Genomic DNA, 25,795 nt, shown 5'->3' with positions numbered 1-25,795 from the left:
AAAATACAGGAAAAGGATGCCTCTTTCGCATCCAGCCTTATGAGATTCGCTGTCTCATGCTTTTGTCCGGAAAGAACCGAGAAAGCTGAGGCAGACCGATTTGCCCCTTGTGAAGGGGCAGCCTAGCACCTCTTCCGGCACGACCGGGAAGGAATAACATGGCAGGGTTCGGGATATCCCACCTGTCGGAGAAGAACCGCGATGACGCGCGCGAGAGCGAAGAGCATACAGGACAAAGGGCCGGACGCATGTTTCGGGACCCTGACCTGCGGCGCGCAGTCTGAAATCGCCCTGACAAGACACCACCCAAAACACGCGCAGCCCCCCGGAAGAGGAGGGGCTTTGTTTGCACTGGGCAGGTGCACCAAGGAAACATGGCCAAGAAGATGCTTATCGATGCCACCCACGCGGAAGAGACCCGCGTCGTGGTGGTTGATGGAAACAAGGTCGAGGAGTTCGACTTTGAATCCGAAAACAAACGCCAGCTTGCCGGCAATATCTATCTCGCAAAAGTAACTCGGGTCGAACCTTCGCTTCAGGCGGCCTTTGTCGATTACGGTGGAAACCGCCACGGGTTCCTCGCGTTTTCGGAAATCCATCCGGACTATTACCAGATCCCCGTCGCCGATCGTGAGGCGCTGATGGAAGAAGAGCGCGCCTACGCCGAGGCGATGCGCGCCCGCGACGAGGAAGAAGAAAGCAAACCGTCCCGTGGCTCGCGCTCGCGCAGCCGCAAGTCTTCGCGCACCAAAGCTGCCAAGGCGAACGCCGGTGATGCGGTGGAGACCAAAGAGGTTACGCCGCAGGACAATGGTGATGAGGCGTCCACCCAGGCCCCGGAAAAAGACAGCCCGAAAAAGGCTGAAATCGCGGGTATGGAAACCATCGATCTGGACGCCGAAGACGGCGTTGCAGATGACAAGCTTGCCGAGGTCCCCGAGGGCACCTCGCCGATGGAGACCGTTGCGGAAACCCCGGTTGAAGAGCCGGATGGCGACGATCAGAACGGTGCAGAGGCTACCAGCACCGAAGAAGCGGCTGGCGATGACGCGGCCGCCGATGCTGAGACAGCCGAGGATGCCGGTGCGGACAACGGTGATGTCGCCGACAAGGCTGAGTCTGCCGAACAAGACGTAGCTGACGACAAGGACGAGGACGACAAAGAAGACACCGCGAAGTCCGACGCGACCTCGAAAGATGAGACCATCGAATCCGTCGCCGACGAGGATGACAGCGAGGACATCCGTCCGCCGCGCAAGCCGCGTCCGCGTCGCTACAAGATTCAGGAAGTCATCAAGGTCCGTCAGGTTCTTTTGGTGCAGGTCGTCAAGGAAGAGCGCGGTAACAAGGGTGCTGCGCTGACCACCTACCTGTCGCTGGCAGGCCGTTACTGCGTGCTGATGCCCAACACCGCCCGTGGCGGTGGCATCAGCCGCAAGATCACCAATGCCGCCGACCGCAAGAAACTGAAGGATATCGCAACCGAACTCGACGTGCCGCAGGGCGCGGGCCTCATCGTGCGCACCGCTGGTGCCAAACGGACCAAGGCCGAGATCAAGCGCGACTATGAATACCTGCAGCGCCTCTGGGAACAGATCCGCGAGCTGACGCTGAAATCCATCGCACCAGCCAAGATCTATGAAGAGGGCGACCTGATCAAACGCTCGATCCGTGATCTTTACAACCGCGAGATCGACGAGGTTCTGGTAGAGGGCGAGCGCGGCTACCGCATCGCCAAGGACTTCATGAAGATGATCATGCCGTCCCATGCCAAGAACGTGAAGAACTACAACGAGACGCTGCCGCTCTTTGCGCGTTACCAGGTGGAAAGCTACCTGGCGGGCATGTTCAACCCGACGGTGCAGCTGAAATCCGGCGGCTATATCGTGATCGGTGTGACCGAGGCCCTGGTAGCCATCGACGTGAACTCCGGCCGGGCGACCAAGGAAGCCTCGATCGAGGAAACCGCGCTCAAGACCAACCTGGAGGCCGCCGAAGAGGTGGCGCGACAGCTGCGTCTGCGTGACCTTGCGGGGCTCATCGTCATCGACTTCATCGACATGGACGAGCGCAAGAACAACGCCGCCGTCGAAAAGCGTATGAAGGACAAGCTGAAAACCGACCGTGCCCGCATTCAAGTGGGCCGCATTTCCGGCTTTGGTCTGATGGAAATGTCGCGTCAGCGTCTGCGCCCCGGCATGATCGAGGCGACCACGGCGCCGTGCCCGCATTGCCATGGCACCGGCCTTATCCGCTCGGATGACTCGCTGGCTCTGTCGATCCTGCGTCAGATCGAGGAAGAAGGCACCCGCCGCCGCTCGCGTGAGGTTCTGGTGAAATGCCCGGTGGCCATCGCCAATTATCTGATGAACCAGAAACGCGAACATATTGCGCAGATCGAAGCGCGCTACGGTCTCTCCGTGCGCATCGAGGGCCACCCGCATCTGGTCAGCCCTGATTTCGAGCTGGAGAAGTTCAAAACCGCATCGCGCACTGTTCCGGTGGCCGCATCGCCCGTGGTCTCTGTTGATACTTCGATCATGGATCAGATCGATGCCGACGAAAGTGAGGCTGCGGAAGCAGAGGAGACAACCTCTGTCGACGAGGGCAACAAGACCCAGCCCGAGGCCGAAGGCGATGGTGAGAACAAACCCAAGCGTAAGCGTCGTCGTCGGCGGCGGCGCAAGTCCGGATCCTCGGATCAGGACAATGGCGAGAACAACGGCGATCAGTCCGAAGGTGATAAAGACCAGTCTGCTGGAGTTGCGGAGGGTGACAAGTCTACGGAAGACGGTTCGGCGCAGGACGCCAAGTCTGATCAGCCCGCTGACGCAGCCGAGGCCAAGGCGGAGGGCGCGGAAGAGGGCGCTGAGCAGGAAGAGAAGAAGCCTGCCAAACGCACCCGTCGCACCCGCACCAGCCAGAGCCGCAGCCGCAAAAAATCTTCCGATAAACCGGCAGAGGCTGCAGAGGCCGAGACTGCAGATGCGGTGACCGAAGAGAAACCCGCGGAGCCCGACCAAACCGAAAGCCCCGCGTCGCAGCCAGAAGAAGCTGTTGCTGCCGAAGCACCTGCGGAAGCAGCTGCCGAAGCGGAAGCTGTACCCGATGCCGCTGAGGCTGCGCCTGCGGAAGAGCCCGAGGCGGTAGAACCCGCCGAGGCAACTGCTGCTGCTGAGCCGGAGGCCGCGCCTGAGGTGGAACCGGTGGCAGAAGAGGCGGCCGCCGAAACTGCACCTGCCGAGGCGGAGACCGCTGCGCCTGAAGAGGCCGAGAAACCCGCTGAGCCGGAAGCTACGGCCCCTGAGACAGCAGAACCGGAAACCAAGGAGCCCGAGGTGGCCGTGGCAGCGGCAGAACCTGCGCCCGCGCCAGAACCGGAAGCCCCGCCCAAGCCCAAGCGCCGCGGCTGGTGGTCACTGGGAAGCTGAGACTGATATCGGGGCGGGCCACAGGGTCCGCCCCTTTTTCATTCATTACTGAGGGGATCGCCATGGCAAAGACGCGGCCGCACAGCGACACAGACCTACTGAACGCACTGCTGGAGTGTGAGGCGCGGGTTTGGCAGGCGCTGCAGACCGGCGACAGTGCAGCAGACGCCGCCTTGCTCAGTGCGGATTTTCTGGGGGTTTACCCGGACGGCTTTGCGGGCCGGGAGGATCACGTGGCGCAGATCAGCGCTGGTGCGTCGATTGACCGCTACGAGATCACGGATGCAAAAGTCAGGGCAATGGGTCCGGATCACGGACTGCTGTCTTACCGCGCACTCTACAGCCGCTGCGGTAAGGAGGTGGAAGAGGTGATGTACGTCAGTTCCATCTGGCAGCGCACTGATGCAGGCTGGGTCAATACCTTCAGCCAGGACACCCCGGCGCTTGGTCTCGATAGAGAGACAAACTGACCTGTTCAGGTGCGTGGACCTGGCTTTCGCCCCATGCGAATAGGGATCTCAGCCGCCTTTTCGGATGCGGTAGATCTGGTGACCGGCCCCGTCGCTTTGGCCAAGGAACTCATGCCCGGCCTCGGCGCAGAAATGTGGTACATCGATAATGGCCGCAGGATCATCGGCCAGCATGGTCAAAGTATCGCCCGGGGCCAGAGCCTTCAGCCGTTTGCGGGCCTTCAGAACGGGCAGGGGGCAAAGCAACCCGATGGCATCAAGAGTGGTGTTTTCGTCAGTCATATCCTGCAGATAAGGTGCCTCTCACAGCCTGTCCACAAGGATGTGACCGCAGGTACCAGTGACCTTTGGTCTGCACTGGATTAAGTGAGAGCTATGTTTGGAATTGAAATCATCGACGCAGGACTGATTCCTGCCATGTTCGTGGCGCTGACGGCTGGTCTTATCAGCTTTCTGTCGCCCTGTGTGTTGCCGATCGTGCCGCCCTATCTGGCCTATATGAGCGGCGTCACCATCGGAGAGATGCAAGGCACGGCAACCGCCCGGCGCAAGGTGATCGTCTCGGCACTGTTCTTTGTGCTGGGGCTGTCGACGGTGTTCCTGCTGCTGGGGTTCACCGCCTCGGCCTTTGGCGCCTTCGTCCTGCAAAATCAGGAGCTGTTCGCCAAGGTCTCCGGCGTTGTCGTGATCGTCTTTGGCCTGCACTTCCTGTCGGTCTTCCGCATTCCGATCCTCGACCGCGAAGCACGGATGGAAGCGGGGCAATCCGGTGGGTCCGCCATCGGGGCCTATGTGCTTGGTCTCGCCTTTGCCTTTGGCTGGACGCCCTGCATCGGCCCGCAGCTGGGCGCGATCCTGTCGCTGGCGGCCTCTGAGGCCTCGGTCAGCCGCGGAACGCTGTTGCTCGGCGTCTATGCGCTGGGACTGGGCGTTCCCTTCCTGCTGGCGGCGATTTTCCTTAACCGCTCAATGGCACTGATGAACCGGATGAAGCGCCACATGGGGCTCATCGAAAAGGTCATGGGCGGCCTGCTGCTGGTGGTTGGGATCATGCTGGTGACCGGTCTGTTCTCCACCTTCTCCTGGTGGCTGCTGGAAACATTCCCCGCGCTTGCAACACTTGGCTAAGAGCCGCCGCCGGGGTCTTACTCTTGCCCAGATCCGCCGCTAATCTCGAGTAAAATCGAATGAGGCCGGAATGGGCAGAACGGCAAGGCAGGACTGCGATCAATCCATCGGCGGTGCAACAGTGCGCCGCCGACAGGTTTTTTACATCCCCGGTTACGATCCCATCCACCCCCGCCGCTATCGTGAGCTTTACCGCAGCGAAAGCACCGCCCAGGCGGCGATCTCCGGCTACCAGATCTCGCAGCGCCCCAAACAGGCTGACGGCCCCTATGGCTGGCACGTAGAGGCCGAGATCGACGGGACCGAGGTGGCGGCCGATGTAGAGGTTCTGGTCTGGTCTGACATCGTGCGGGGCAGCATGGCGGCCTCCATCCCGGCGACCTATCTGCAACTGGCGCGCACCGCCTGGACCTATATCTCGACTGGCGCGCTTTTTCGCCTGATGCGTCTGCGCAAGGGGCCGGTGATTGCAGCGCTTTATCCGGTGGGCATGCTGCTGCTGCAATTGCTGCTGGCGCTGGCGTTGGGGGCTGTTGTCGGCAGTGCAATCGACTGGCTCGCACAATGGGCGCTCAACTCAGTGGCCGGACCTCAGACAGCGGCGGTCGTCGGCGCGGTGGCATTCATTGCGGCGCTGATTTTAACTGCGATTGCACTGCTGCGCTGGTTCAAGGCGCGCGATGGTAAGCTCTTTGCCTATTACCTGATGCATGATTACGCCTATTCCGCAGCCTCGCGCGGGGCCAACCCGCCCGAGCTGGAGGCGCGCATAGCAGAGTTCCGGCAGCTGATCCGCCGCGCCATCGAAGAGAACAGAGTGGATGAGGTTCTGGTCGTTGGCCACTCCTCCGGCGCCCATGTCGGTGTTTCGGTGCTTGCGGATCTGTTGCGCGAAGGGTTGCCCGCGGCGCGCCCGGCGTTGGGGTTTCTCAGCCTTGGTCAGGTGGTGCCGATGGTGTCCTTCCTGCCAAAGGCCGATCGGCTCCGCGGCGATCTGCGGTATCTGTCGGCCAGTCCGGAACTTTCTTGGGTGGATGTCAGTGCGCCGGGGGATGGCTGCGCCTTTGCCTTGTGCGATCCGGTCTGCGTCAGCGGCGTTGCACCAGATGAAAAACGCTGGCCACTGGTCGTTTCGGCAGCCTTTACACAAACGCTGAGCCCTGAGCGCTGGAAAGAGCTGCGTTGGCGGTTCTTCCGGCTGCATTTTCAGTATCTTTGTGCGTTTGACCGGCCTGGTGACTATGACTACTTTCAGATCACCGCAGGCCCCATCTCGCTGGCAGAGCGTTACGAGGGGCGACCTGCGTCGAAATCCCGGATCGAGGCGCCGACCTCGGGCTATACCTCGGTGCAATCGCCATGACGCCCCTGCCACCCAAACCCGCCTCTCGTCCCGACAAAGTATCGCTCTGGCGCTATGTGAGGCTGTTTCGCAAGGACATCCTGTCGGCGCAGCCCGCGCGGCTTTACCGGGCCTGGATGGCGGAGTTCCGCACGCCCTTCTTCCGGTCCTTCCTGCTGAATCAGCCGGATCTGGTGAAAACCGTGCTGAAGGACCGCCCGGACGATTTCCCGAAATCGGACCGGATCAGCGAGGGGCTGAAGCCGCTGCTGGGTAATTCGGTGTTCCTGACCAACGGCGAAGTCTGGAAGCGCCAGCGCCGGATTATCGACCCGGCATTCGAAGGCGGGCGTCTGAAAGAGACCTTCCCAGCGATGCGTGCCGCTGCCGAAGCCGCTGCCGCGCGCCTCAAGGGGCAGGAGGGGGAGGTGGAGATCGAAGCAGTCACTTCGCATGTGGCGGCGGATGTGATTTTTCGCACGCTATTTTCCATCCCCATCGAGCACGAGGTTGCCGCCGAGGTGTTTTCCCGCTTCCGGGACTACCAGCGCAGCCAGCCAATCCTGAATCTCGCCGCCTTCGTGCCGGTGCCGCGCTGGGTTCCCCGGTTTTTTCGCCGCGGCACGCGGGCCAATGCAAATCGGATCCGGGCGCTGATCACGCGGCTGACCGAAGAGCGTGCCGCGGCCATTGCAACGGGAACCGCGCCGCAGGACCTTGCGACCAAGATCATGACAACGGCGGACCCGGAAACCGGGCAGGTGTTCAAAACCGATGAGATGGTCGATCAGGTGGCGATCTTCTTTCTGGCCGGGCATGAAACCAGTGCTTCGGCGTTGGCCTGGACGCTTTATCTGATGGCGATCTACCCGGAGTGGCAGGAGAAGGTGGCCGAGGAAGCCGCGGCCGTTGAGGACGACAGTTTCGCCGCTGTATCCCGCCTGCGCATCAGCCGCGATGTGTTCCGCGAGGCGCTGCGGCTCTATCCGCCGGTGCCGATGATGGTACGCGAGGCGACCTGCCCCGAACGCTTCCGCGACCGCGAAGTGCCGAAAGGGTCGCAACTGGTGCTCAGCCCCTGGCACCTGCATCGCCACGAACGGCTGTGGGACAACCCGGATGGCTTTGATCCGGAGCGATGGCAAACCGAGAATGGCAAAAAGTGTCAACGCGAAGCCTATATGCCGTTCTCGGCTGGTCCTCGTGTCTGTACCGGTGCTGGCTTTGCTATGGTCGAAGGGCCGTTGATCCTGTCGATGCTGCTGCGCCATTTCCGGGTGGCGCCGGTGGCAGGCAAGGAGCCCGTTCCGGTTGCCCATCTGACGGTGCGGGCAAAGAATGGGATCTGGCTGCGGCTGGAGCGGCGGGATCAGTCCCCGGTCTGATGCGCCTGCAGGTGGCGCAGAACGTACAGGCGGATGGCCGAGGCCAGCCCGCATTCTGTTCCGCGTTCTTCATCAATGTCGGCAGCCAAGTCGTTGATTGCACGGCCTTCCTTGGCGGCTATGGCGCGGAAGGCAGTCCAGAATTCATCCTCCAGAGAGACCGAGGTGCGGTGCCCGCGCAGGGTCAGGGAGTGTTTCTTGGGACGGTTGCTCATTCTTCGGACTTGTGACCGTCAAGTTGGCGGTCGCTTTTGTCACGCCGACTGCGGTCCAGCTGTTTCTCGGCCTTGCTGCGGCCGAATTTCACAGCGTTGGCATCAGCGCGGGCCTTTTTCTCGGCCCGCGCCTTTTGTTTCCTGAACCGGTTCAGATTGACCGGTTCCGCCATCAGGCCTTGGGCCCGATCATGTCTTCGGGGCGCACCACGGCGTCAAAGGTGGCTTCATCCACAAAACCAAGCGCGATGGCTTCTTCCTTGAGGGTGGTGCCGTTCTTATGCGCGGTCTTGGCGACCTTGGTGGCGTTGTCATAGCCGATGGTCGGCGCCAGTGCGGTGACCAGCATCAGCGACTCTTTCATCAGCTTTTCGATGCGGGGCTCGTTCGCCTGAATGCCCATAAGCATCCGCTCGGTAAAGCTGTCCGCCGCATCACCCAGCAGCTGGATCGACTGCAGCAGGTTGTAGGACATCATCGGATTGTAGACGTTCAGTTCGAAATGGCCCTGGCTGCCCGCGAATTTGATCGCGGCGTCGTTGCCCATGACGTGAGCGGCGACCTGTGTCAGTGCTTCTGCCTGGGTCGGGTTCACCTTGCCCGGCATGATCGAGGAACCGGGCTCGTTTTCCGGCAGGATCAGCTCACCCAGACCCGAACGCGGACCAGAGCCCAGGAAGCGGATGTCGTTGGCGATCTTGTAGCAGCTGCCTGCGATGGTCGCGAGGGCGCCGGACAGGAACACCATGGCGTCATGCGCGGCCAGTGCCTCGAACTTGTTCGGTGCGGTGACAAAAGGCAGGCCGGTGATCTCGGCCATGTTGGCCGCTACAGTCTCGCCCCAGCCGTTCTGGGTATTGAGCCCGGTGCCGACGGCGGTTCCGCCCTGTGCCAGCTCATAGATACCGGGCATCGCGGCCTCGACCCGTGCCAGACCCTGACGGATCTGATGCGCGTAGCCAGAGAATTCCTGGCCCAATGTCAGCGGGGTCGCGTCCTGGGTGTGGGTGCGACCGATTTTGATGATGTCCTTGAACTCTTCGGACTTCTTCTCCAGCCCCTCGGCCAGTTTGGTCAGGCCCGGCACCAGCACGTCGCGCACGGACATGGCGGTGGCGATATGCATCGCGGTGGGGAAGGTATCGTTCGAAGACTGCCCCATGTTGCAGTGATCGTTGGGGTGCACCGGATCCTTGGAGCCGATGACGCCGCCGAGGATCTCGATCGCGCGGTTGGCGATCACCTCGTTCGAGTTCATGTTCGACTGGGTGCCGGAGCCGGTCTGCCAGACAACCAGAGGGAAGTTGTCGTCGAACTTGCCTTCGATCACCTCACCGGCGGCCTGGATCACCGCATCGGCGATCTTGGCGTCCATTTTGCCAGAGGCCTTGTTGGCCATGGCGCAGGCTTTCTTGATCACGCCCAGCGCGCGCACGATGGCGACGGGCTGTTTTTCCCAGCCAATGGGGAAGTTCATGATCGAACGCTGCGTCTGTGCGCCCCAGTATTTGTCGGAAGGAACTTCCAGCGGACCAAAGCTGTCTGTTTCGGTGCGGGTATCGGACATCTTGTCTCTCTCCGTCTCGTATGCCGTTGCATGCCGTTTAGCCGACGCCCGGGTCAGGCGCAATCGGCCAGTTGCGCGCATCATAGGGAAACGCGCGCGCGGGTATAGGGACAAATGGGCGCGCCGGATTGCCTGCGCCCTGAAATAAGCTAAAGTCACCGGAAGATACTTTCGCTCATCTGTAGACAAGGAACGCCAGTGCCCGATTACTCTGCCCCCTCCAGTCCATCAGCCGTTGCCCGCGTCAGGACGTTTCCGGCCGTACGTGACGGTGTAGCATGGCTCCGCTGGGTCATGCTTCAGGCTGCGATGTTTTGTGCCGCAGTTCTGCTGCTTGCGCAGGCGGCTATTGCGGATATCGCGCCGTTTGTTGGGGCCTACACCGGGTCGGTGATCGTCACCCATGCCAACGGTGAGAGCGAGCTGCGGGACATGAGCGTGACGATTGCTGAGGCCAAGAAGGGATTTACCGTCAAATGGAGCACCGTCACCATCAAAGGGGGCGGCAACCGCAAGGCAAAAACCTATGAGATCAGTTTCGTGGACAGCGATCGTTCGGGGATTTTTGCCGCTGCGATGGAGCAGAACGTCTTTGGCCATGCCGTCCAAATGGATCCGATGAAAGGCGATCCCTACGTCTGGAGCCGGATTGCCGGAGATACCTTTACGGTGTTTTCAATGTTCATCGCGCCGAACGGCGATTACGAGATGCAGCAATACGACCGCACCCTGGTCAAAGGGGGGCTGGATCTGAAGTATGTGGTCCATCGCAATGGTGAGCCGACCCGGATGGTTTCGACCTTTCTGAAACGTCAGGACTAACGCCGCGCCGACGGCTGATCGTTTAAACGGACAAAGGCCTTATTTGGGGTGTCTGAAAAAAACGCCACCCGCGACGCGCAAAAGGTTTAGCCGTATTTCGCGATCTGGGTTTTTGGTGATCCGGCGGGCCGCGACCGGCGGTTACTTGCGGAAGCTGTCCAGCGATACCACCTCGGCGTCGGTTTTCTCCGCCGTCTCGTCCGTGGTCGTCTCTTCCTCGGGCGCTGTGGTGTCTTCGGGCTGTTCGTCCTCGACGTCGTCCTCGGCGGTTTCGAACCGCAGGCCGAATTCGACGGAGGGGTCCACGAAGGTTTTGATCGCGTCGTAAGGAATATAGAGCGGCTCTGGCGTTTCACCGAAATTGAGCGTTACGGCAAAGCCATCCTGATCGACGGCAAGATTGTCATACCAGTGCTGCATCACCACGGTCATTTCTTCCGGGTAGCGTTCGCGCAGCCAGTCGGCGAGCTGGGCATCGGGATGACGGGTGTCAAAGGTGATGAAGAAGTGATGATTGCCGGGCAGACCGTTGTCCGCCACATCCTGCAGGACGGTGCGGATCAGGCCGCGCATGGCGGAATGCATCAGGTTACCGTAGTCGATTTCTCGGGACACGCTGAGACCCCTTTTTCTTTTCCCCCAGCATAGGGGATTCTCCGGGAAACGAAATAGTTACCGGAACCGATTTGTCAAAAAAACAGCGGAACGAAGGGGGCGTTTTCCGCTCTGGCACAGGGATTACGGGAGCAGCAGATCGGGTGCAGCCGCAACTGCGAGCCCCGCCACAACCATAAGCGCCAGAAGCCAGAGCAGCCGCCCGCGCAGCGCGATGGTCGCGCCCGCTGCCACTGCTGTGAGAAACAGCGCCTCGGCGTCAAGGCTGCTCCAGTCCGGCACCACAAAGGACAGCGGCCCGACCTGTGTCTGCGGCAGGTCGCGGAACAGGACGTGCAGCAGGAACCAGACCGACAGGTTGAGTATGACACCGGTCACCGCAGCGGTGATCGCCTTTAGCGCGCTGCCAAGGCGGGGATGCCGCGAGAGGCGCTCCACATAGGGGGCGGCCGTAAAGATCCACAGGAAGCAGGGCACGAAGGTCGCCCAGAGGGCCACCGCCCCGGCAGCCAGGAACACGGGCATCCCGCCGGTCGTCAGCCCGGCCAGCATCGCAATGAACTGGGTGACCAGGATCAGCGGTCCGGGGGTGGTTTCTGCAAGACCCAGCGCGTCGATCATCTGCCCGGCGGTGACCCAGCCATGCTGCTCGACCACGGTCTGGCTCATATAGGCGAGCACCGCATAGGCGCCGCCAAAGGTTACCACAGCGAGTTTGGCAAAGAACCAGCCAATGTCTGCCAGAAAGCCGAAGCCGGAAAAATGCAGCAGTGCCAGCGGCGTCAGCCAGAGAGTGCTCCAGAAGGCAGCGACCCGCAGCGGCGATTGTGACCTGTGTCCCTTTGTGACTTCTGCCGGTGCCGCTGCCTGGCCTTTCACAAGACCAAACAGACCTGCGCCCAGGACGACAACGGGAAAGGGCAGGCCAAGGAAAAACAACCCGACAAAGCCGAGACCGGCGAGAGCCCAATCGGAGCCTTTGCTGAGGGCCTTCTTACTGAGCCGCCACAGGGCTTGCAGAACCACGATGATGACCGCTGCCTTGATCCCGGCAAAGGCGGCCTGAACCCCCGGCGCGGTGCCAAAGGCAGCGTAAAGCCAGACCAATGCGGCGATAACTGCGGCGCCGGGCAGCACAAAGAGCAATCCGGCCAGAATCCCCCCAAAGGTGCCGCGCAGGCGCCAGCCGGTATAGGTGCACAGCTGCATCGCTTCGGGGCCGGGCAGCAGCATGCAGAAGGAGAGACCGCGCAGGAATTCATCTTCGCTGAGCCAGGGGCGCTGCTCCACCAGTTCGCGATGCATCAGTGCGATCTGGGCGGCCGGGCCGCCAAAGCTCAGCAGGCCGATACGAAGGAAAACGCGGAACAGATCGCGAAAATCCGGGCGGTCGGGCGTGAAGCTGGCAGACAAGTCGATCTCCGCGGCTGATCGGGGCAGGGTCTTGCATGCCTATAGGGCAGCCGCGCCCGCGGAGACAGAAAAAACTAGCTTAGGCTGTGGAGGGATTACTGAGCCCAGATCAATTGCTCGCCTGTGAGGCAGATCGGGAGGGAATCCTCGGGCAGCTGGCCAAGCTGCTCGAACATCTTCATGTAGTCTATGGTTGCAATAAGTTCTGTCACTATTGCTTCTTTGACCCGGGCGATGATCTGCCCGGTAAAGCGAACGTCATCCCCAGTTGCGGCGGATTGCGCCTGCACGATCAACTTTACTGCAACCCACTCCCCCTGCTCGACAGGATAGGCGTATTCGAAGTGAATATTCTTTAGCAGGTCATTCAACGCGGTGACCACTTCGCCATAGTTCTGTGGCGCAGCCAGCTCTGATATCGCTCCCTGCATCGTGGTGCCAGAATTAGAGAGGGCATTTATGGCGGCCGTGTCCGCCTCTTCCCAAAGCTCGTGAAACCATTGCTTTACAGTCTCAAGAACGCTGCCTGTCTGATGAGTCATTCGTTGGGGTCTCGGTTGGTCAGAGTTGAAGTGTCAATCCGGTACTTGTTACCAACAGTGAAGTCGAGAGGGCTTGTGGCTGCGAATCAACCACTTTTACGTGTGTATATTTTCTAGTGAGAAAGAGTAGGGTTGAGCTTGTTTGCGAGGCTGGCGGTCTAATGCGCCGTGGCGAGGCTGTGGGGTGTCTGTCTGACCCAATCGAGCCGCTGCCCGGTCATGCAGATCGGGATCGTGTCGGGCGGCAACAGGTCCATTTGCTCCAGCAGGCAGATATAATCGACGTGATTATAGGCTTCGGCGATTCTGCCGTTTTCGAACCGGGCCATGACCTGCCCTGAAACCTCAAGCGGGGCACCCGTATCGGTTCTTGAGGTGCGCACGACGAGAAAGGCTGAAACCCAGTCGCCTTCGGCGATCACCTTGGGCAGGTCCACTTCAAACCGCCCGACCTGGGCCTGAAAGGTCATGATAAGGTCTCGGAAATCATCGATTCCCATCTGCATTTCAGGAACGATTCCCTTGGCGATGGTGTCCGGTGCAATGAAATCTGTGATCGCGTCCAGGTTTCCTTTTTCCCAGACCTCGGTATACCAGTTTCGCAAGCGTTGAGCGTTGGTCATCACAGTTCTCCGTCTTGCGCATAGGATGCGCCCAGAGTCTGAATAAAACCTATACGGGTGCCTGTGATCGTTGAGAAAGCTGGGGAAAAGTGCAGGTTTCTGTTGCCAGGTACCTGCGAACCCCGCCTAACGCGGCTAGGCGCTAGGACTTAAAGTCGGTTCGACTCGAACTGCTTACGCAGCCAGAGCAACCGGAGCACGATTGTCGTTTGCAATTGTACTAGTTTCGCCGATAACGGTGGCAGACAGCCGAGACAAAGCTAACCCCTTTAGACGTTCGTCGATCCTGTTTCGGCCCCATGATCCCCAAACGAAGGATATATGGTGGAGCCGCCGGGTACCGCCCCCGGGTCCGATCCGCTTATTACGAGCGCGTTTATGTCCATAGTTCCACGAGGGAACAGTGAGAACATAGGTGCTGACCGGGCGGAGTTAAAGGGGCAAATCGGATAGACAGTGCGAATTTTCTGGGCCGAATTACCTGCGATCAGGCGTCAGGTAGAGACCGCCGCAGCACGTGCGGCGAAGACATCCGAGGCCAGCTTGCGCGTTTCCTTTTCCAGATCACTGAGGCCTTCGCTGGCAGCGGTGCCGTCACCGGATTCGATGGCATCCGCGATGCGTCCGTGCAAATCCACGATACGTGCACGGTCCCTTGCGGTGAAGGTGATCATGTTCATCAGCGGCTGCATCGCCTCGACTGCGCCAGCCAGCTGATAGGACAGTACTGGATTGCCCGCGCCATCGACGAGCGCCCGGTGAAAGGCAACATCCGAGGCGCAGAAGGCTTCATCGGTGAGCCCGGGCTGGGACTGGCGGAACATCTCGGTCCGCATCGTGGCCAGTTGATCGGCTGTGCGCCGCTGGGCCGACAAGGGCGCGCAGGCGCGCTCCAGCGCATAACGCGCTTCGCAGGCTGTGTCGAAACTGACCGCATTCATCGACAGCAGCAGGGTCGAGGTGGTCACCTGCTGGGGGTAGGCATCCTCAAAACTCAATCGGTTGACGAAGGCGCCGCCGGTGGCGCCGCGCTGCGTACGGATCAGCGATTGCGCCGCAAGCCGTTTCAACGCTTCGCGTACGGTCGGGCGGGACACCTGAAAATGGTCGGCCAGTTCGGCCTCGGAAGGAAGTCGTTCATCGACGATCAGCTGACCGCCAATAATCGCGTCCTTGATTGCCTGTGCGATTTGCACAGAGAGGTCGTCGGAACTGGAAGGGTCGATTTTCATGGGTACTGTCCTGTCGATATCCGGCGTCATTACCATATCGTGAGGGGCTGTAAAAATCATTTGTCAGACATTTAAAAGTCTGACATTTGAGAAACAAGCGTTGAGTCGCGGTTTCGGACCCTTGGGTGAAGCGTAAAAACCCTGTTCCGGTGAGGATGAGGAGGACCGCAGGCTACTGGGCAACGCGCCTTGCCAGGGAGGATTTGCAATGGCACTGATTTCACCGTCGCGTCGGCTGCGGCGCACCCCGTTTTCCCAAGGTGTGGAAGAGGCCGGAGTGCGCGCCTACACCGTTTACAACCACATGCTGCTGCCCACGGTTTTCGAAAGCGTCGAGGCGGATTACCATCATCTGAAAAACCATGTTCAGGTCTGGGATGTGGCCTGTGAACGCCAGGTTGAACTGCGTGGACCTGATGCCGGGCGCCTGATGCAGATGCTGACCCCGCGTGATCTGCGCGGGATGACGGCAGGCCAGTGTTTCTACGTGCCCATCGTCGATGAAACCGGCGGCATGCTGAACGATCCCGTCGCGGTGAAGCTGGCCGAGGACCGCTGGTGGATCTCCATCGCGGATAGCGACCTTCTTTACTGGGTGAAGGGGATCGCCAATGGCTGGCGGCTGGATGTGCTGGTGGATGAGCCCGATGTCTCGCCACTGGCGGTGCAGGGACCAAAGGCCGAGGAACTGATGGTGCGCGTCTTTGGCGAAAGCATCCGCAATATCCGCTTCTTCCGATTTGGCGTCTATCAGTTTCAGGGCCATGATCTGGTCATTGCGCGCTCGGGCTACTCCAAACAGGGCGGGTTCGAGATCTACGTGGAAGGCAGCGAATTCGGCATGCCGCTGTGGCGCAAGCTGTTCGAGGCGGGGGAGGATCTTGAGGTCCGCGCGGGCTGTCCCAACCTGATCGAACGCATCGAGGGCGGATTGCTCAGCTACGGTAACGACATGACCGACGACAACACGCCGCATGAATGTGGTCTGGGCCGGTTCTGCAATACCCATACGGCGATTGGCTGTATCGGCCGGGATGCGCTGTTGCGGGTGGCCAAGGAAGGGCCGGTGCAGCAGATCCGCCCGATTGCCATCGACGGCGATGCCGTGCCACCCTGTACTCAGTTCTGGCCGGTGTTTGCTGGCGGTCGTCCGGCGGGGCGGATTTCCTCGGCGGCCTGGTCGCCCGATTTTCGCACCAATGTGGCGATCGGCATGATCCGCATGACTCATTGGGATGCGGGCTCAAGACTTGAGGTGGAAACACCCGACGGTATGCGCACGGCCACCGTGCGCGAGAAATTCTGGATGTGAAACGAGGGGAAGCATGATGTTCAACGCATTGGTCGTGAATAAGGACGAAGACACCGGAAAGACATCCGCGGCGGTCGAGGAGCTTAGCCTTGATGACCTGCCCGAGGCCGAGGTGACGGTGGCGGTGGACTATTCCACCGTGAACTACAAGGACGGGCTCTGCATCGGCCCTGGTGGCGGTCTGGTCCGCAAATACCCGCATATTCCCGGCATTGACTTTGCCGGTACGGTCGAGGCGTCTTCGGATGCGCGTTACAAGGCGGGGGACAAGGTGGTCCTGACCGGCTGGCGCGTGGGAGAGGCCCATTGGGGCGGTTACTCCCAAAAGGCCCGCGTGCGCGCCGATTGGCTGGTACCGCTGCCCGAAGGGCTGACAACGCGTCAGGCCATGGCAGTGGGAACCGCTGGGTTCACCGCCATGCTGGCGGTCATGGCGCTGGAGGATCACGGGCTGCAAAAGGACCACGGTCCGGTTCTGGTGACAGGCGCCGCCGGAGGGGTTGGCTCAGTTGCAACCGCGATTCTGGCTAATCTCGGCTATGAGGTCGCGGCCGTGACCGGCCGTCCAGAGACCGCGGATTACCTGCGCAGCCTTGGCGCGACACAGATCGTGGCCCGTGAAGAAATCAATGAGACGGTCAAACGCCCGCTGGAAAGCGAAACCTGGGCAGGCTGCGTTGATGCGGTCGGCGGGGCGATGCTGGCACGTGTGCTGGGGCAGATGAAATACGGTGCCTCCGTTGCGGCGGTGGGTCTTGCTGGTGGGGCGAACCTGCCCGCAACTGTGGTGCCCTTCCTTTTGCGCGGGGTGAACCTGCTGGGTATCGATTCCGTCATGCAGCCCTATGACAACCGCCTGCGCGCCTGGGAGCGGATCGCAACGGATCTACCGATGGACAAACTGGAGGCGATGATCCAGCCCGCAACTCTGCAGGATCTGCCGCAATTGGGCGCAGACATCCTCAAAGGGCAGGTCAAAGGCCGCGTCGTGGTGGATGTGAACGGGTAACGGAAACACCGTTTTTCTGAGACGAAGGGAGCGCGCAGGGTTGATACTGCGCGCTCTTTCTTTTGGCGACGCATCTGGCGCCTCACGCGGCAGGACGGTTCCACCGCGTACCGGCGCTTGACCTTGCACGGCAAGATCTGCATCCCTTTTGCGAACACAAAAGCAGGGGAATGACAGATGGCGCTGGATATTGATTTTGTACGCGGGCAGTTCCCGGCCTTTGCCGAACCCACGCTGCAAGGGCAGGCTTTCTTTGAAAACGCAGGCGGCTCTTATACCTGCAAGCCGGTGATTGATCGTCTGATGCGCTATTACACCCAGCGCAAGGTGCAGCCCTATGCGCCTTACGAGGCCTCGACCCTGGCCGGGGCAGAGATGGATGAGGCCCGGCAACGGCTTGCGGCAATCCTGGGAGTGGATACCGATGAGGTCAGCTTTGGCCCCTCGACCACGCAGAACACCTATGTTCTGGCGCAGGCCTTCCGGCAGTTCCTGTCCCCGGGGGAGGCGATCATCGTCACCAACCAGGATCACGAGGCCAATACCGGTCCCTGGCGGCGGCTGGCCGAAGAGGGCATCGAGGTCCGTGAGTGGAAGATCGATCCTGCCACTGGTCATCTGGATCCGGCGGATCTGGAGACGCTGCTGGATGAAAACGTGCGCCTTGTCTGCTTTCCCCATTGCTCGAACGTGGTGGGAGAGATCAACCCGGTGACCGAGATAACCGCGCTTTGCCATGCAGCGGGGGCCTTTGTCTGCGTCGACGGGGTGTCCTACGCGCCGCATGGGCTGCCCAACGTCGGGGAGCTGGGACCGGACATTTACCTGTTCTCGGCCTATAAGACCTATGGTCCGCATCAGGGGATCATGGTCATCCGCCGTGCGCTGGGCGAAATCCTTCCGAACCAGGCGCATTATTTCAACGGCGACGTTCTCTACAAGCGCTTCACCCCTGCGGGACCAGATCACGCACAGGTCGCGGCCAGCGCCGGTATGGCGGATTATATCGACGCCCTGTGCGATCATCACGGCGGCCCTACCGAAGACGCGGCAGCGCGCGCCGGGTTCGTGCACGATCTGATGCGTGACCACGAGGTCAAACTGCTGCAACAGCTGTTGGATGCGCTGAAGGACCGCAACGATCTGCGCCTCATCGGCCCAAGCGACGCCGCCGTGCGCGCGCCGACCGTGGCTGTTGCCGTCAACCGGTCTGGCGCTGGGCTGGCAGAGGAACTGGCCGGGCATGGTATCATGGCGGGCGGCGGGGATTTCTACGCGGTGCGCGCGCTCTCGGCGATGGGGGTGGACCCGGAACAGGGCGTCCTTCGGATGAGTTTTACCCATTACACCAACGAAAATGAGGTGACGCAGCTGATCGAGGCCCTAGATCGCGTGCTGTAACGAGAATGGCAGCACAGGACTTTCAGACATATGACCAGCAATGCCCCGGTGATCTGGTGGATCCGGCGCGATCTGCGCCTTGCGGATAACCCGGCCCTGACGGCGGCCGTGAACAGCGGCGCGCCTGTCATCCCGCTTTATATTCTGGATGCGCAGGACAAGGCGCTGGGCGCGGCTCCGAAATTCCGTCTTGGCCTTGGGCTGGAGAAACTCGCCGAAACGCTGTCCGCGCGCGGCAGTCGGCTGATTTTCCGTCGCGGCGATGCGCAAGAGGTTCTGCGGCAAGTGATTGATGAGACCGGGGCAGGGAGCGTCGTCTGGTCGCGGCTTTATGATCCCGAGGCCATCGCGCGGGATACAGCGATCAAGGAAGATCTGAAGGCCTCCGGGATCGCTGTACAATCCCAAGGCGGGCGGCTGCTGTTTGAACCCTGGACGGTCGAGACTAAGGCAGGGGGCATGTTCAAGGTCTACACCCCGTTCTGGAAAGCCGTTCGCGATCGCCAGCCCGCCGATTTGCTGCCCGAGCCGTGCAAGCTGTCCGCGCCGGAGAGCTGGCCGGACAGCGATGCGGTGGCGGATTGGCAGATGGGCGCGGCGATGCGGCGCGGCGCCGATATCGTGCGGGCGCATTGTAATGTGGGAGAGCAAGCGGCACTGGACCGTCTGGACGGGTTCCTCGAAGAGGCCATCGCCCGCTACAAGGATCGCCGTGATTACCCAGCCGAGGATGCAACCTCGAACCTGTCGGAAAACCTCGCATGGGGTGAGATCAGCCCGCACCGGATGTGGCATCTGGGCCAGCGCGCGATGGCAGGCAGCGGGAAAGGCGCGGAACATTTCCTGAAAGAGGTGGTCTGGCGCGAGTTTGCCTACCACCTGATGTATCACAGCCCGCAGATCCTGACGGAAAACTGGCGGCCAGAATGGGATGGTTTTGGCTGGTCCAGCGAGATCACCCCGGATGTGGAGGCCTGGCAACGGGGGCAGACCGGTTATGACTTTGTCGATGCCGCCATGCGGGAAATGTATGTCACCGGCAGGATGCACAACAGATCGCGCATGATCGTGGCAAGTTTCCTGACCAAACATCTGATGGTGCATTGGAAGGTCGGGATGGACTGGTTTGCGGATTGTCTGGTGGACTGGGATCCGGCCGCCAATGCGATGGGCTGGCAATGGACCGCGGGCTCTGGCCCGGATGCGGCGCCGTTCTTCCGCATCTACAATCCGGAAGGCCAGATCGACAAGTTCGATGCAGATCGCCGTTATATCCGCCGATGGATCGCCGAAGGTCAGCGCACACCGCCGCAAAGCGCCAGCAGCTTTTTTGATGCGGCGCCGCTCAGCTGGGGCCTGTCCCCGGACCAGATGCGCGCCCGGCCCCTGATCGATCTGAAAGCGGGGCGGGAGCGGGCTTTGGAGGCCTATGGGCAGCACCGTAGCGCCGGACAGGAAGCAGGCTGAGTGACGCCGGGCAGGGTAGCTTTGTTGCCCAGTTGCGCATGGTGGCAGAACTTGTTCCCGGCACCCTTGTCTGCGAGGCGGGAACCGGCGAAATTGCTGATCAATGCAGGATGCGGTGGCTGTTTGGGGGCGACCGCCACAACAGGAACGGAACCCGCCGGGATGCCAAACGGAGCACGACTGATAGCAGCCCTGTCGATGGCGCTGCTTGCCTTTGTTGTTTCGGGCATGATCATGCCCCTGATGCCCGAGGGTACCGATTTTGGCTATTTCACCTATGTGAACATGGCCATCGGGGTTGTCTGTGGCTGGATCCTGATGGGGCGGCGGGCTGGTCATGGTCTGGTGCCCGCCATCAACAACGGTATCACCGGCATGGCGGTGATGGTGTTCTGGGGGCTGTTCGTGCAGGGCGTCTGGGAGATGTTCCGGCTGGCCATGCGGCACCGGTTTGACGGGCCGTTCGAGGCGCTGACTGCGATCTTCACCATTTCGCTGGACTATTTCTTCGTTATGGCGGTGCCGCATGTCCTGCTGGCGCTGGTGATCGGCGGGGTTCTGGCGGGCCTCGCCACCGAGAACGCTCACAACCGCTGGCGCTGACTGTCAATTTTCACTTCATAACGGGAGCGCCTTGTGGCTGATCTCTTTTTATACGGCACGCTGCGCTATGTGCCGCTGCTGGAATGCGTTCTGGGACGCAGCGCCGAAAGTCTTGATGCGCGGCAGGCGCAGCTTGCCGATCACGCAGTGCGGCAGGTCAGGGACCAGCCCTTTCCCGCCATCGAGGCCTGCGAAGGCGCCTCTGCGCCGGGGCTGCTGCTGCGCGGTGTGACGCAGCAGGATCTCGACGCGCTCAATTTCTATGAAGGCGGTTTCGATTATGCGCTGAAACAGGTGGAGGTGCGCCTGGAGGGGGGAGAGCCTGCGCATGCAGAGGTGTATTTCCCCGCGCCCGGTATGTGGGATACCACTGAGCATTGGGATCTGGACGGCTGGATTGCAGACTGGGGCGCGCTGTCACTGCGCGCTGCCGAGGAGGTCATGGACCTGCGCGGTTGCAAATCGGCGGAGGAGATCGCCCGGATCTTCCCCTCGATCCGACGCCGCGCCGCGTCCTGGTTGGCGGCGCAGGCCCGGCCAGAGGATCCGGCCCACGATCTGGCGCGGGATGTGCGGGTGCATGGCCACAAACGTGCCTATGTGAATTTTTTCGCCATGGAAGAAATGGATCTGCAGTTCCGCCGCTACGATGGCAGCTTCAGCCCGGTGGTGAACCGGGGCGTGGCGCTGGTTGGACGGGCGGCGGTGGTTCTGCCCTATGATCCGGTCCGCGATCAGGTGCTGCTGATCGAGCAGTTCCGCGCCGCGACCTATATTGCCGGGGAAAAACGCCCCTGGATGTGGGAGCCGGTGGCGGGTCTGATCGACCCCGGTGAAACGCCGGAAGAAACCGCTCGGCGCGAAGCACAGGAAGAGGCGGGCGTAGCCGTCACCCAGCTGGAGCGCGTGGCCGAGGTCTATCCCTCAAGCGGCGCTTCAGGTGAATTCATTCACATTTTTGTGGGGCTTGCCGATCTTGATGCGGTCGAAGGTGGCGGCGGGCTGGCCAGTGAACACGAGGACATCCGCAGTAAAGTCATTTCGTTCTCTGAATTTATCGATGCGGTGGACAGGAATACCTATCAGGACATGCCTTTGGTGACGGCAGCGCTGTGGCTGGCCCGGCACCGGGACAGGCTTCGCGCGCACATCGGTTGAGCAGGGCACAGTTGTGGCTTCGCGCCTTGTGATCGGAGGGGCGGTTGGCTAAGTCTGTAGGGAAAGATCGAAAGGGATACTATGCGCATTGCACGTGATCTGGCCGATGCAATCGGCCATACGCCACTGATCCGGCTGAACCGCATCAGCGACGAAACCGGCTGTGAAATTCTGGGCAAGGCGGAGTTCATGAACCCCGGCCAGTCGGTCAAGGACCGTGCGGCGCTCTATATTATCCGCGACGCCATCGCACGCGGCGAGCTGAAGCCGGGCGGCACCATTGTTGAAGGCACCGCGGGCAACACCGGGATCGGTCTGGCGCTGGTGGGGGCCTCGATGGGGTTCAAGACCGTCATCGTGATTCCCGAAACCCAGTCCGAAGAGAAAAAGGACATGTTGCGCCTTGCCGGTGCGCAACTGGTGCAGGTTCCGGCGGCGCCCTATCGCAACCCGAACAACTTCGTGCGCTATTCCGAGCGTCTGGCCAAGGAACTGGCCAAGACCGAACCCAATGGCGCGATCTGGGCCAATCAGTTCGACAATGTTGCCAACCGTCAGGCCCATGTGGAAACCACCGGCCCCGAAATCTGGCAGCAAACCGACGGCAAGGTCGATGGTTTCATCTGCGCTGTCGGCTCGGGTGGTACGCTGGCCGGTGTCGCCGAGGCGCTGCAGCCCAAGGGCGTGAAGATCGGTCTTGCCGATCCGATGGGCGCCGGGCTTTACAGCTATTACACCACCGGTGAAATCGCGATGGAGGGCTCCTCCATTGCCGAAGGCATCGGTCAGGTACGCATCACCAAGAACCTTGAAGGCTTCACACCGGATTTCAACTATCAGGTCCCGGACGAAGAAGCGCTGCCGTTTGTCTTTGATCTTCTGCATAACGAAGGTCTGGTGCTTGGCGGTTCGTCGGCGATCAACATCGCGGGCGCCGTACGCATGGCCAAGGAAATGGGACCGGGCAAAACCATCGTGACGGTGCTGTGTGATTATGGCACGCGCTATCAGTCGAAACTGTTCAACCCCGATTTCCTGCGTGAGAAAAGCCTGCCGGTGCCGGACTGGATGACTCACGCTCCTGCCTCCATCCCGGGTGTATTCGAGGACGTATGAAACGCATAGCTGACTTGCTGCGCATTTGGGGGGCTGGGCTGATCCTGTTGATCGGCCTGGCCCTTCCGCTGTCTGCACAGAGCACGGAAGAGATCCGGGCCATGTCTGCCGAATGGCAGAAAACCGCGACGCGTGCGGAACAGGTTATTGATGCCAACCGGGCTTCCAACGCCGCGCTGGAACAGCTGCGAAGCGAATTGGCCAGATTCCGGCAGACCTTTCTGTCTTCAGGCACCGACAACGCTGACCGGATTCGCACGCTGGAAGGGCAGCTGGAGGCGCTTGGCCCGCCCCCGGCAGAGGGCGAAACCGAGGCTGAGGATATCGCCCAGTTGCGGGCAAGCCTCCGAGATCAGCTGAATGCCTTGCGGGTCCCACGGGTGGTTTCTGAAGAGGCTTACAGCCGCGCCGACGGCTTGATTGCAGAGATCGACAAAATCATTCGTGAACGGCGCACCAAGCGGTTGCTGGAACGGGGGCCATCGCCTCTGAACCCGCAATACTGGCCCGAGGCAGCGGCCGATCTGTCCGATGCCGGAATGGCGGTGTGGCATGAAACCGCTTTCCAATTGGGCAATGACACCACGCGGGAGCGGATCAGCAACAACCTGCCGGCGATTTTACTGCTGCTGCTGTTGTCCGGGCTGCTGCTCTTGCGGGGACGCCCCTGGGCACGGGCTGCGGGCAGCCATTTGCGCCAATATGGCGGCGGTGGCACCGGCGTTTGGAGTTTCGTGGTCTCCTTGCTGGAAGTTCTGCTGCCGTTCGGTGGCATCCTGTTACTGACCGCTGCAATCGATCTGTCCGGTCTTCTCGGGCTGCGCGGTTCGCTGCTGATGGATTACGTGCCGGTTTGGGCCTTCTTGCTGTTGTCCTTCCATTGGTTAGGCGAACAGGTCTTCAAGCCGCGCGACGGCAGCAGTCTGATCCCGGTTGCAGACAACCGGCACCAGCAGGCCCGGTTGATGCTGGATCTTCTGGCGGTGTTGCTGGTGCTGAAGGATGCGCTGATCCGTCTTGAGCAGATCGAAAGGATCTCGGTCGAGGCCCATGCGGTGCTGGGCTTCCCGCTGATCGTGTTTGCCGCGCTTGTGATGTTGCGGGTACAGCGGCTAACGGCCATCTCCGAGACGTCCGAGACCCAGCAGAGCGAGGACGACGACACAGGAGCGCCAGCTGTTTCAAATGTCGGGCGGATACGGTCCGTCGTGCGACGTGGCGCCTATACCTTGGGGATCGTGTCGCCGCTGGTGGCTGCAGTCGGCTATACCAGTGCGGCCGAGGCGCTGATTTATCCGGCAATCTCCACGCTTGCGATCCTCGCGGCAATGCTGGTGCTGCAACGCTTCATTGGCGATGTTTACGGCTGGCTTAGCGGCAAGGGGCAGACCGCGCAGGATTCGCTGTTCACGGTGATCTCTGGCTTCCTGCTGGTGACGCTGTCGCTGCCGATTTTGGCCATTGTCTGGGGGGCCCGCGTTGCCGACCTGACGGAGCTGTGGTCGCGGTTCCTTGCGGGCTTTTCGATTGGCGATACGCGGATTTCTCCGACCGCTTTCCTTAGCTTTGCAATCGTATTCGCCGCCGGGTATGCGCTGACCCGGCTGGTGCAGGGTAGCCTGCGCAATTCTCTGCTGCCAAAGACCAAGATCGATCCGGGCGGCCAGAATGCCATTGTTTCGGGGCTTGGCTATGCGGGGATATTCATTTCCGCTGTGGTGGCGATTTCCCTGGCCGGACTGGACCTGTCTTCGCTGGCGATTGTTGCCGGTGCCCTGTCTGTCGGGATCGGTTTCGGCCTTCAGACCATCGTGTCGAATTTCGTATCGGGCATCATCCTGCTGATCGAACGCCCGATCTCCAAAGGCGACTGGATCGAGGTTGGCGGGTTGATGGGCTACGTGCGGGATATCTCGGTGCGCTCCACCCGGATTGAGACCTTTGACCGCTCTGATGTGATCATCCCGAACTCTGATCTTATCACCGGGACTGTGACCAACTATACGCGCGGCAACACGGTAGGTCGCGTGATCGTGCCGGTCGGGGTGGCCTATGGCACGGACCTGCGCAAGGTTGAGAGTATCCTGATGGAGATTGCCAAGGCCAATCCGCTGGTTCTGATGAACCCGGCACCCAGTGTGATTTTCCAGGGCTTTGGTGCTGACAGTCTCGATTTTGAAATCCGCGCCATTCTGCGGGATGTGAATTGGGTGCTCTCAGTTAAATCCGAGATGAACTACGAGATCGCTCGCCGGTTCCACGAGGAAGGCATCGAGATCCCGTTCTCGCAGCGCGATATCTGGATCCGCAATCCCGAGGCTCTCGCGACATCGCAGCCTTCCGGTCCGGCTGCCCCTCGTTCGGCGGTCGACGATCCGGTTAAACCCGATCTTCAGGATCTCGACCCCGATCAAGCCGACGGAGAGGATTGAGCGGGCGCGCCTGACGTGCCCGTAAAACCTTGCGCGATGCGGCGTCGCGGGCCGCGGCGAATAGTTGATTCGTTAAGATTGCCGCGGCTGTTTGTTTCGTACGCAGCAACATTGGTGCTTGTTTCTTGTGATTGCCTCAAACTGGGTGATTATCCGAGAAATTTGCCCGGCACGGCTGCTCGGATGTTTGGCGCTTCAAACAGGCAGAAATTGCAATGAGCAGAGAAACAGAAGGCCGGGTATTGAGTGGATTTTGCACACAATAAGGGCGTTAGGTGCCGGATTGTTTCGAATGCTCGTTGCAAGTTAAGCCCTTGCCGTCGTTGATATACTCCAGCTTGGAAACAGTTTTTCAACGTTACAAACTCAAAGACGGCGCGTTTCTTTGAGTTTCTACAAATCGTTTAAATTTTCTTTCGATTTTTTCCTTTGTTGGTTTCAGGGCCTAGGGTCAGGATTCATAACCAAAAGATGACGAGAGCCGCGAGCGCGATGGCAGAGAGAAACACCTT

23 protein-coding genes and 1 other RNA gene are annotated in these 25,795 nt (G+C 60.8%); 14 read left to right on the top strand and 10 right to left on the bottom strand.

The genetic code is table 11. The features are described from left to right. Positions 1 to 374 precede the first annotated feature (374 nt). The gene (locus C6W91_RS09615) at positions 375 to 3,431 is read left to right on the top strand and encodes an Rne/Rng family ribonuclease (RefSeq protein WP_370570776.1); all 3,057 of its coding nucleotides are present in this window, start codon (positions 375 to 377) and stop codon (positions 3,429 to 3,431) included. A gap of 62 nt (positions 3,432 to 3,493) precedes the next feature. Beyond that, positions 3,494 to 3,901, top strand: coding sequence for a nuclear transport factor 2 family protein (locus tag C6W91_RS09610; protein WP_274867557.1), 408 nt, complete (start codon positions 3,494 to 3,496; stop codon positions 3,899 to 3,901). Positions 3,902 to 3,949: 48 nt separating this feature from the next. Here the strand turns inward: C6W91_RS09610 and C6W91_RS09605 are convergent, their stop codons facing one another. Next, positions 3,950 to 4,183: a sulfurtransferase TusA family protein gene (locus tag C6W91_RS09605; RefSeq protein ID WP_274832114.1), complete on the bottom strand. Its 234-nt coding sequence runs from the start codon at positions 4,181 to 4,183 to the stop codon at positions 3,950 to 3,952. A 93-nt stretch (positions 4,184 to 4,276) separates the two neighbouring features. Between C6W91_RS09605 and C6W91_RS09600 the strand changes: the two genes are divergently transcribed. The 3 genes from C6W91_RS09600 to C6W91_RS09590 all read left to right on the top strand — a co-directional run bounded on the left by C6W91_RS09600 (position 4,277) and on the right by C6W91_RS09590 (position 7,756). Beyond that, complete coding sequence (locus C6W91_RS09600; RefSeq protein ID WP_065273390.1) at positions 4,277 to 5,029, top strand: cytochrome c biogenesis CcdA family protein; 753 nt, start codon at positions 4,277 to 4,279, stop codon at positions 5,027 to 5,029. 70 nt (positions 5,030 to 5,099) lie between these two features. After that, a complete protein-coding gene (locus C6W91_RS09595; RefSeq protein ID WP_370570775.1) occupies positions 5,100 to 6,392 on the top strand; it encodes a hypothetical protein in 1,293 nt (430 codons plus the stop codon). After that, a complete protein-coding gene (locus C6W91_RS09590) occupies positions 6,389 to 7,756 on the top strand; it encodes a cytochrome P450 (protein ID WP_274867555.1) in 1,368 nt (455 codons plus the stop codon). The genes C6W91_RS09595 and C6W91_RS09590 overlap by 4 nt, the downstream gene beginning before the upstream one ends. Here the strand turns inward: C6W91_RS09590 and C6W91_RS09585 are convergent. Genes C6W91_RS09585 through fumC form a run of 3 tightly spaced genes read right to left on the bottom strand, consistent with a single transcriptional unit; the run spans position 7,741 to position 9,538 of the window. Beyond that, complete coding sequence (locus C6W91_RS09585; RefSeq protein ID WP_065273393.1) at positions 7,741 to 7,971, bottom strand: ribbon-helix-helix domain-containing protein; 231 nt, start codon at positions 7,969 to 7,971, stop codon at positions 7,741 to 7,743. The genes C6W91_RS09590 and C6W91_RS09585 overlap by 16 nt on opposite strands. Then, positions 7,968 to 8,144: a DUF4169 family protein gene (locus C6W91_RS09580; RefSeq protein WP_065273394.1), complete on the bottom strand. Its 177-nt coding sequence runs from the start codon at positions 8,142 to 8,144 to the stop codon at positions 7,968 to 7,970. The genes C6W91_RS09585 and C6W91_RS09580 overlap by 4 nt, the downstream gene beginning before the upstream one ends. Further along, a complete protein-coding gene (gene fumC, locus C6W91_RS09575; protein WP_274827975.1) occupies positions 8,144 to 9,538 on the bottom strand; it encodes a class II fumarate hydratase in 1,395 nt (464 codons plus the stop codon). Before fumC ends, C6W91_RS09580 begins: the two co-directional genes overlap by 1 nt. Positions 9,539 to 9,736: 198 nt before the next feature. Between fumC and C6W91_RS09570 the strand changes: the two genes are divergently transcribed. Then, positions 9,737 to 10,360 (top strand): hypothetical protein, encoded by a 624-nt coding sequence (locus tag C6W91_RS09570; protein ID WP_274867554.1) that lies wholly within the window; start codon positions 9,737 to 9,739, stop codon positions 10,358 to 10,360. A gap of 141 nt (positions 10,361 to 10,501) precedes the next feature. On the opposite strand, the gene C6W91_RS09565 is transcribed toward C6W91_RS09570, so the two are convergent. The 6 genes from C6W91_RS09565 to C6W91_RS09540 form a co-directional block, all read right to left on the bottom strand. Beyond that, the gene (locus C6W91_RS09565; protein WP_274832119.1) at positions 10,502 to 10,975 is read right to left on the bottom strand and encodes an SspB family protein; all 474 of its coding nucleotides are present in this window, start codon (positions 10,973 to 10,975) and stop codon (positions 10,502 to 10,504) included. A gap of 123 nt (positions 10,976 to 11,098) precedes the next feature. Beyond that, the gene (gene chrA / locus C6W91_RS09560) at positions 11,099 to 12,394 is read right to left on the bottom strand and encodes a chromate efflux transporter (RefSeq protein ID WP_370570784.1); all 1,296 of its coding nucleotides are present in this window, start codon (positions 12,392 to 12,394) and stop codon (positions 11,099 to 11,101) included. 89 nt (positions 12,395 to 12,483) lie between these two features. Then, the gene (locus tag C6W91_RS09555) at positions 12,484 to 12,930 is read right to left on the bottom strand and encodes an ester cyclase (protein ID WP_065273398.1); all 447 of its coding nucleotides are present in this window, start codon (positions 12,928 to 12,930) and stop codon (positions 12,484 to 12,486) included. A gap of 158 nt (positions 12,931 to 13,088) precedes the next feature. After that, the gene (locus C6W91_RS09550) at positions 13,089 to 13,553 is read right to left on the bottom strand and encodes an ester cyclase (protein WP_274833901.1); all 465 of its coding nucleotides are present in this window, start codon (positions 13,551 to 13,553) and stop codon (positions 13,089 to 13,091) included. Positions 13,554 to 13,641: 88 nt separating this feature from the next. Next, positions 13,642 to 13,994, bottom strand: a transfer-messenger RNA (tmRNA) gene (ssrA, locus tag C6W91_RS09545). Between the two features lie 53 nt (positions 13,995 to 14,047). Beyond that, positions 14,048 to 14,785, bottom strand: a complete 738-nt coding sequence (locus C6W91_RS09540; protein WP_065273400.1) for a FadR/GntR family transcriptional regulator — start codon at positions 14,783 to 14,785, stop codon at positions 14,048 to 14,050. Positions 14,786 to 14,993: 208 nt separating this feature from the next. Here C6W91_RS09540 and C6W91_RS09535 point away from each other — a divergent pair, with 208 nt between their 5' ends. The 8 genes from C6W91_RS09535 to C6W91_RS09500 all read left to right on the top strand — a co-directional run bounded on the left by C6W91_RS09535 (position 14,994) and on the right by C6W91_RS09500 (position 25,283). After that, a complete protein-coding gene (locus C6W91_RS09535) occupies positions 14,994 to 16,097 on the top strand; it encodes a dimethylsulfoniopropionate demethylase (protein WP_274867552.1) in 1,104 nt (367 codons plus the stop codon). Positions 16,098 to 16,113: 16 nt separating this feature from the next. Beyond that, complete coding sequence (gene acuI / locus C6W91_RS09530; RefSeq protein WP_274867639.1) at positions 16,114 to 17,106, top strand: acryloyl-CoA reductase; 993 nt, start codon at positions 16,114 to 16,116, stop codon at positions 17,104 to 17,106. A 177-nt stretch (positions 17,107 to 17,283) separates the two neighbouring features. Continuing rightward, complete coding sequence (locus C6W91_RS09525; protein ID WP_274867551.1) at positions 17,284 to 18,507, top strand: aminotransferase class V-fold PLP-dependent enzyme; 1,224 nt, start codon at positions 17,284 to 17,286, stop codon at positions 18,505 to 18,507. A gap of 30 nt (positions 18,508 to 18,537) precedes the next feature. Beyond that, complete coding sequence (locus C6W91_RS09520; RefSeq protein WP_274867550.1) at positions 18,538 to 19,974, top strand: deoxyribodipyrimidine photo-lyase; 1,437 nt, start codon at positions 18,538 to 18,540, stop codon at positions 19,972 to 19,974. Between the two features lie 162 nt (positions 19,975 to 20,136). After that, a complete protein-coding gene (locus C6W91_RS09515; RefSeq protein ID WP_065273832.1) occupies positions 20,137 to 20,577 on the top strand; it encodes a TrgA family protein in 441 nt (146 codons plus the stop codon). A gap of 33 nt (positions 20,578 to 20,610) precedes the next feature. Further along, positions 20,611 to 21,735, top strand: coding sequence for an NUDIX domain-containing protein (locus tag C6W91_RS09510; protein WP_274867549.1), 1,125 nt, complete (start codon positions 20,611 to 20,613; stop codon positions 21,733 to 21,735). Positions 21,736 to 21,816: 81 nt separating this feature from the next. Next, on the top strand, positions 21,817 to 22,851 hold the full coding sequence (locus C6W91_RS09505) for a cysteine synthase A (protein WP_274867548.1): 1,035 nt from the start codon (positions 21,817 to 21,819) through the stop codon (positions 22,849 to 22,851). Next, positions 22,848 to 25,283: a DUF3772 domain-containing protein gene (locus tag C6W91_RS09500; RefSeq protein ID WP_274836928.1), complete on the top strand. Its 2,436-nt coding sequence runs from the start codon at positions 22,848 to 22,850 to the stop codon at positions 25,281 to 25,283. The genes C6W91_RS09505 and C6W91_RS09500 overlap by 4 nt, the downstream gene beginning before the upstream one ends. The last annotated feature ends 512 nt before the right edge of the window (positions 25,284 to 25,795 follow it).

This window comes from Phaeobacter sp. SYSU ZJ3003, from assembly GCF_041300735.1.
GTDB lineage: Bacteria > Pseudomonadota > Alphaproteobacteria > Rhodobacterales > Rhodobacteraceae > Phycobacter > Phycobacter gallaeciensis_A.
Note: the sequence above shows the minus strand (reverse complement) of the source record. Positions and strands in the feature narration are given on the sequence as shown.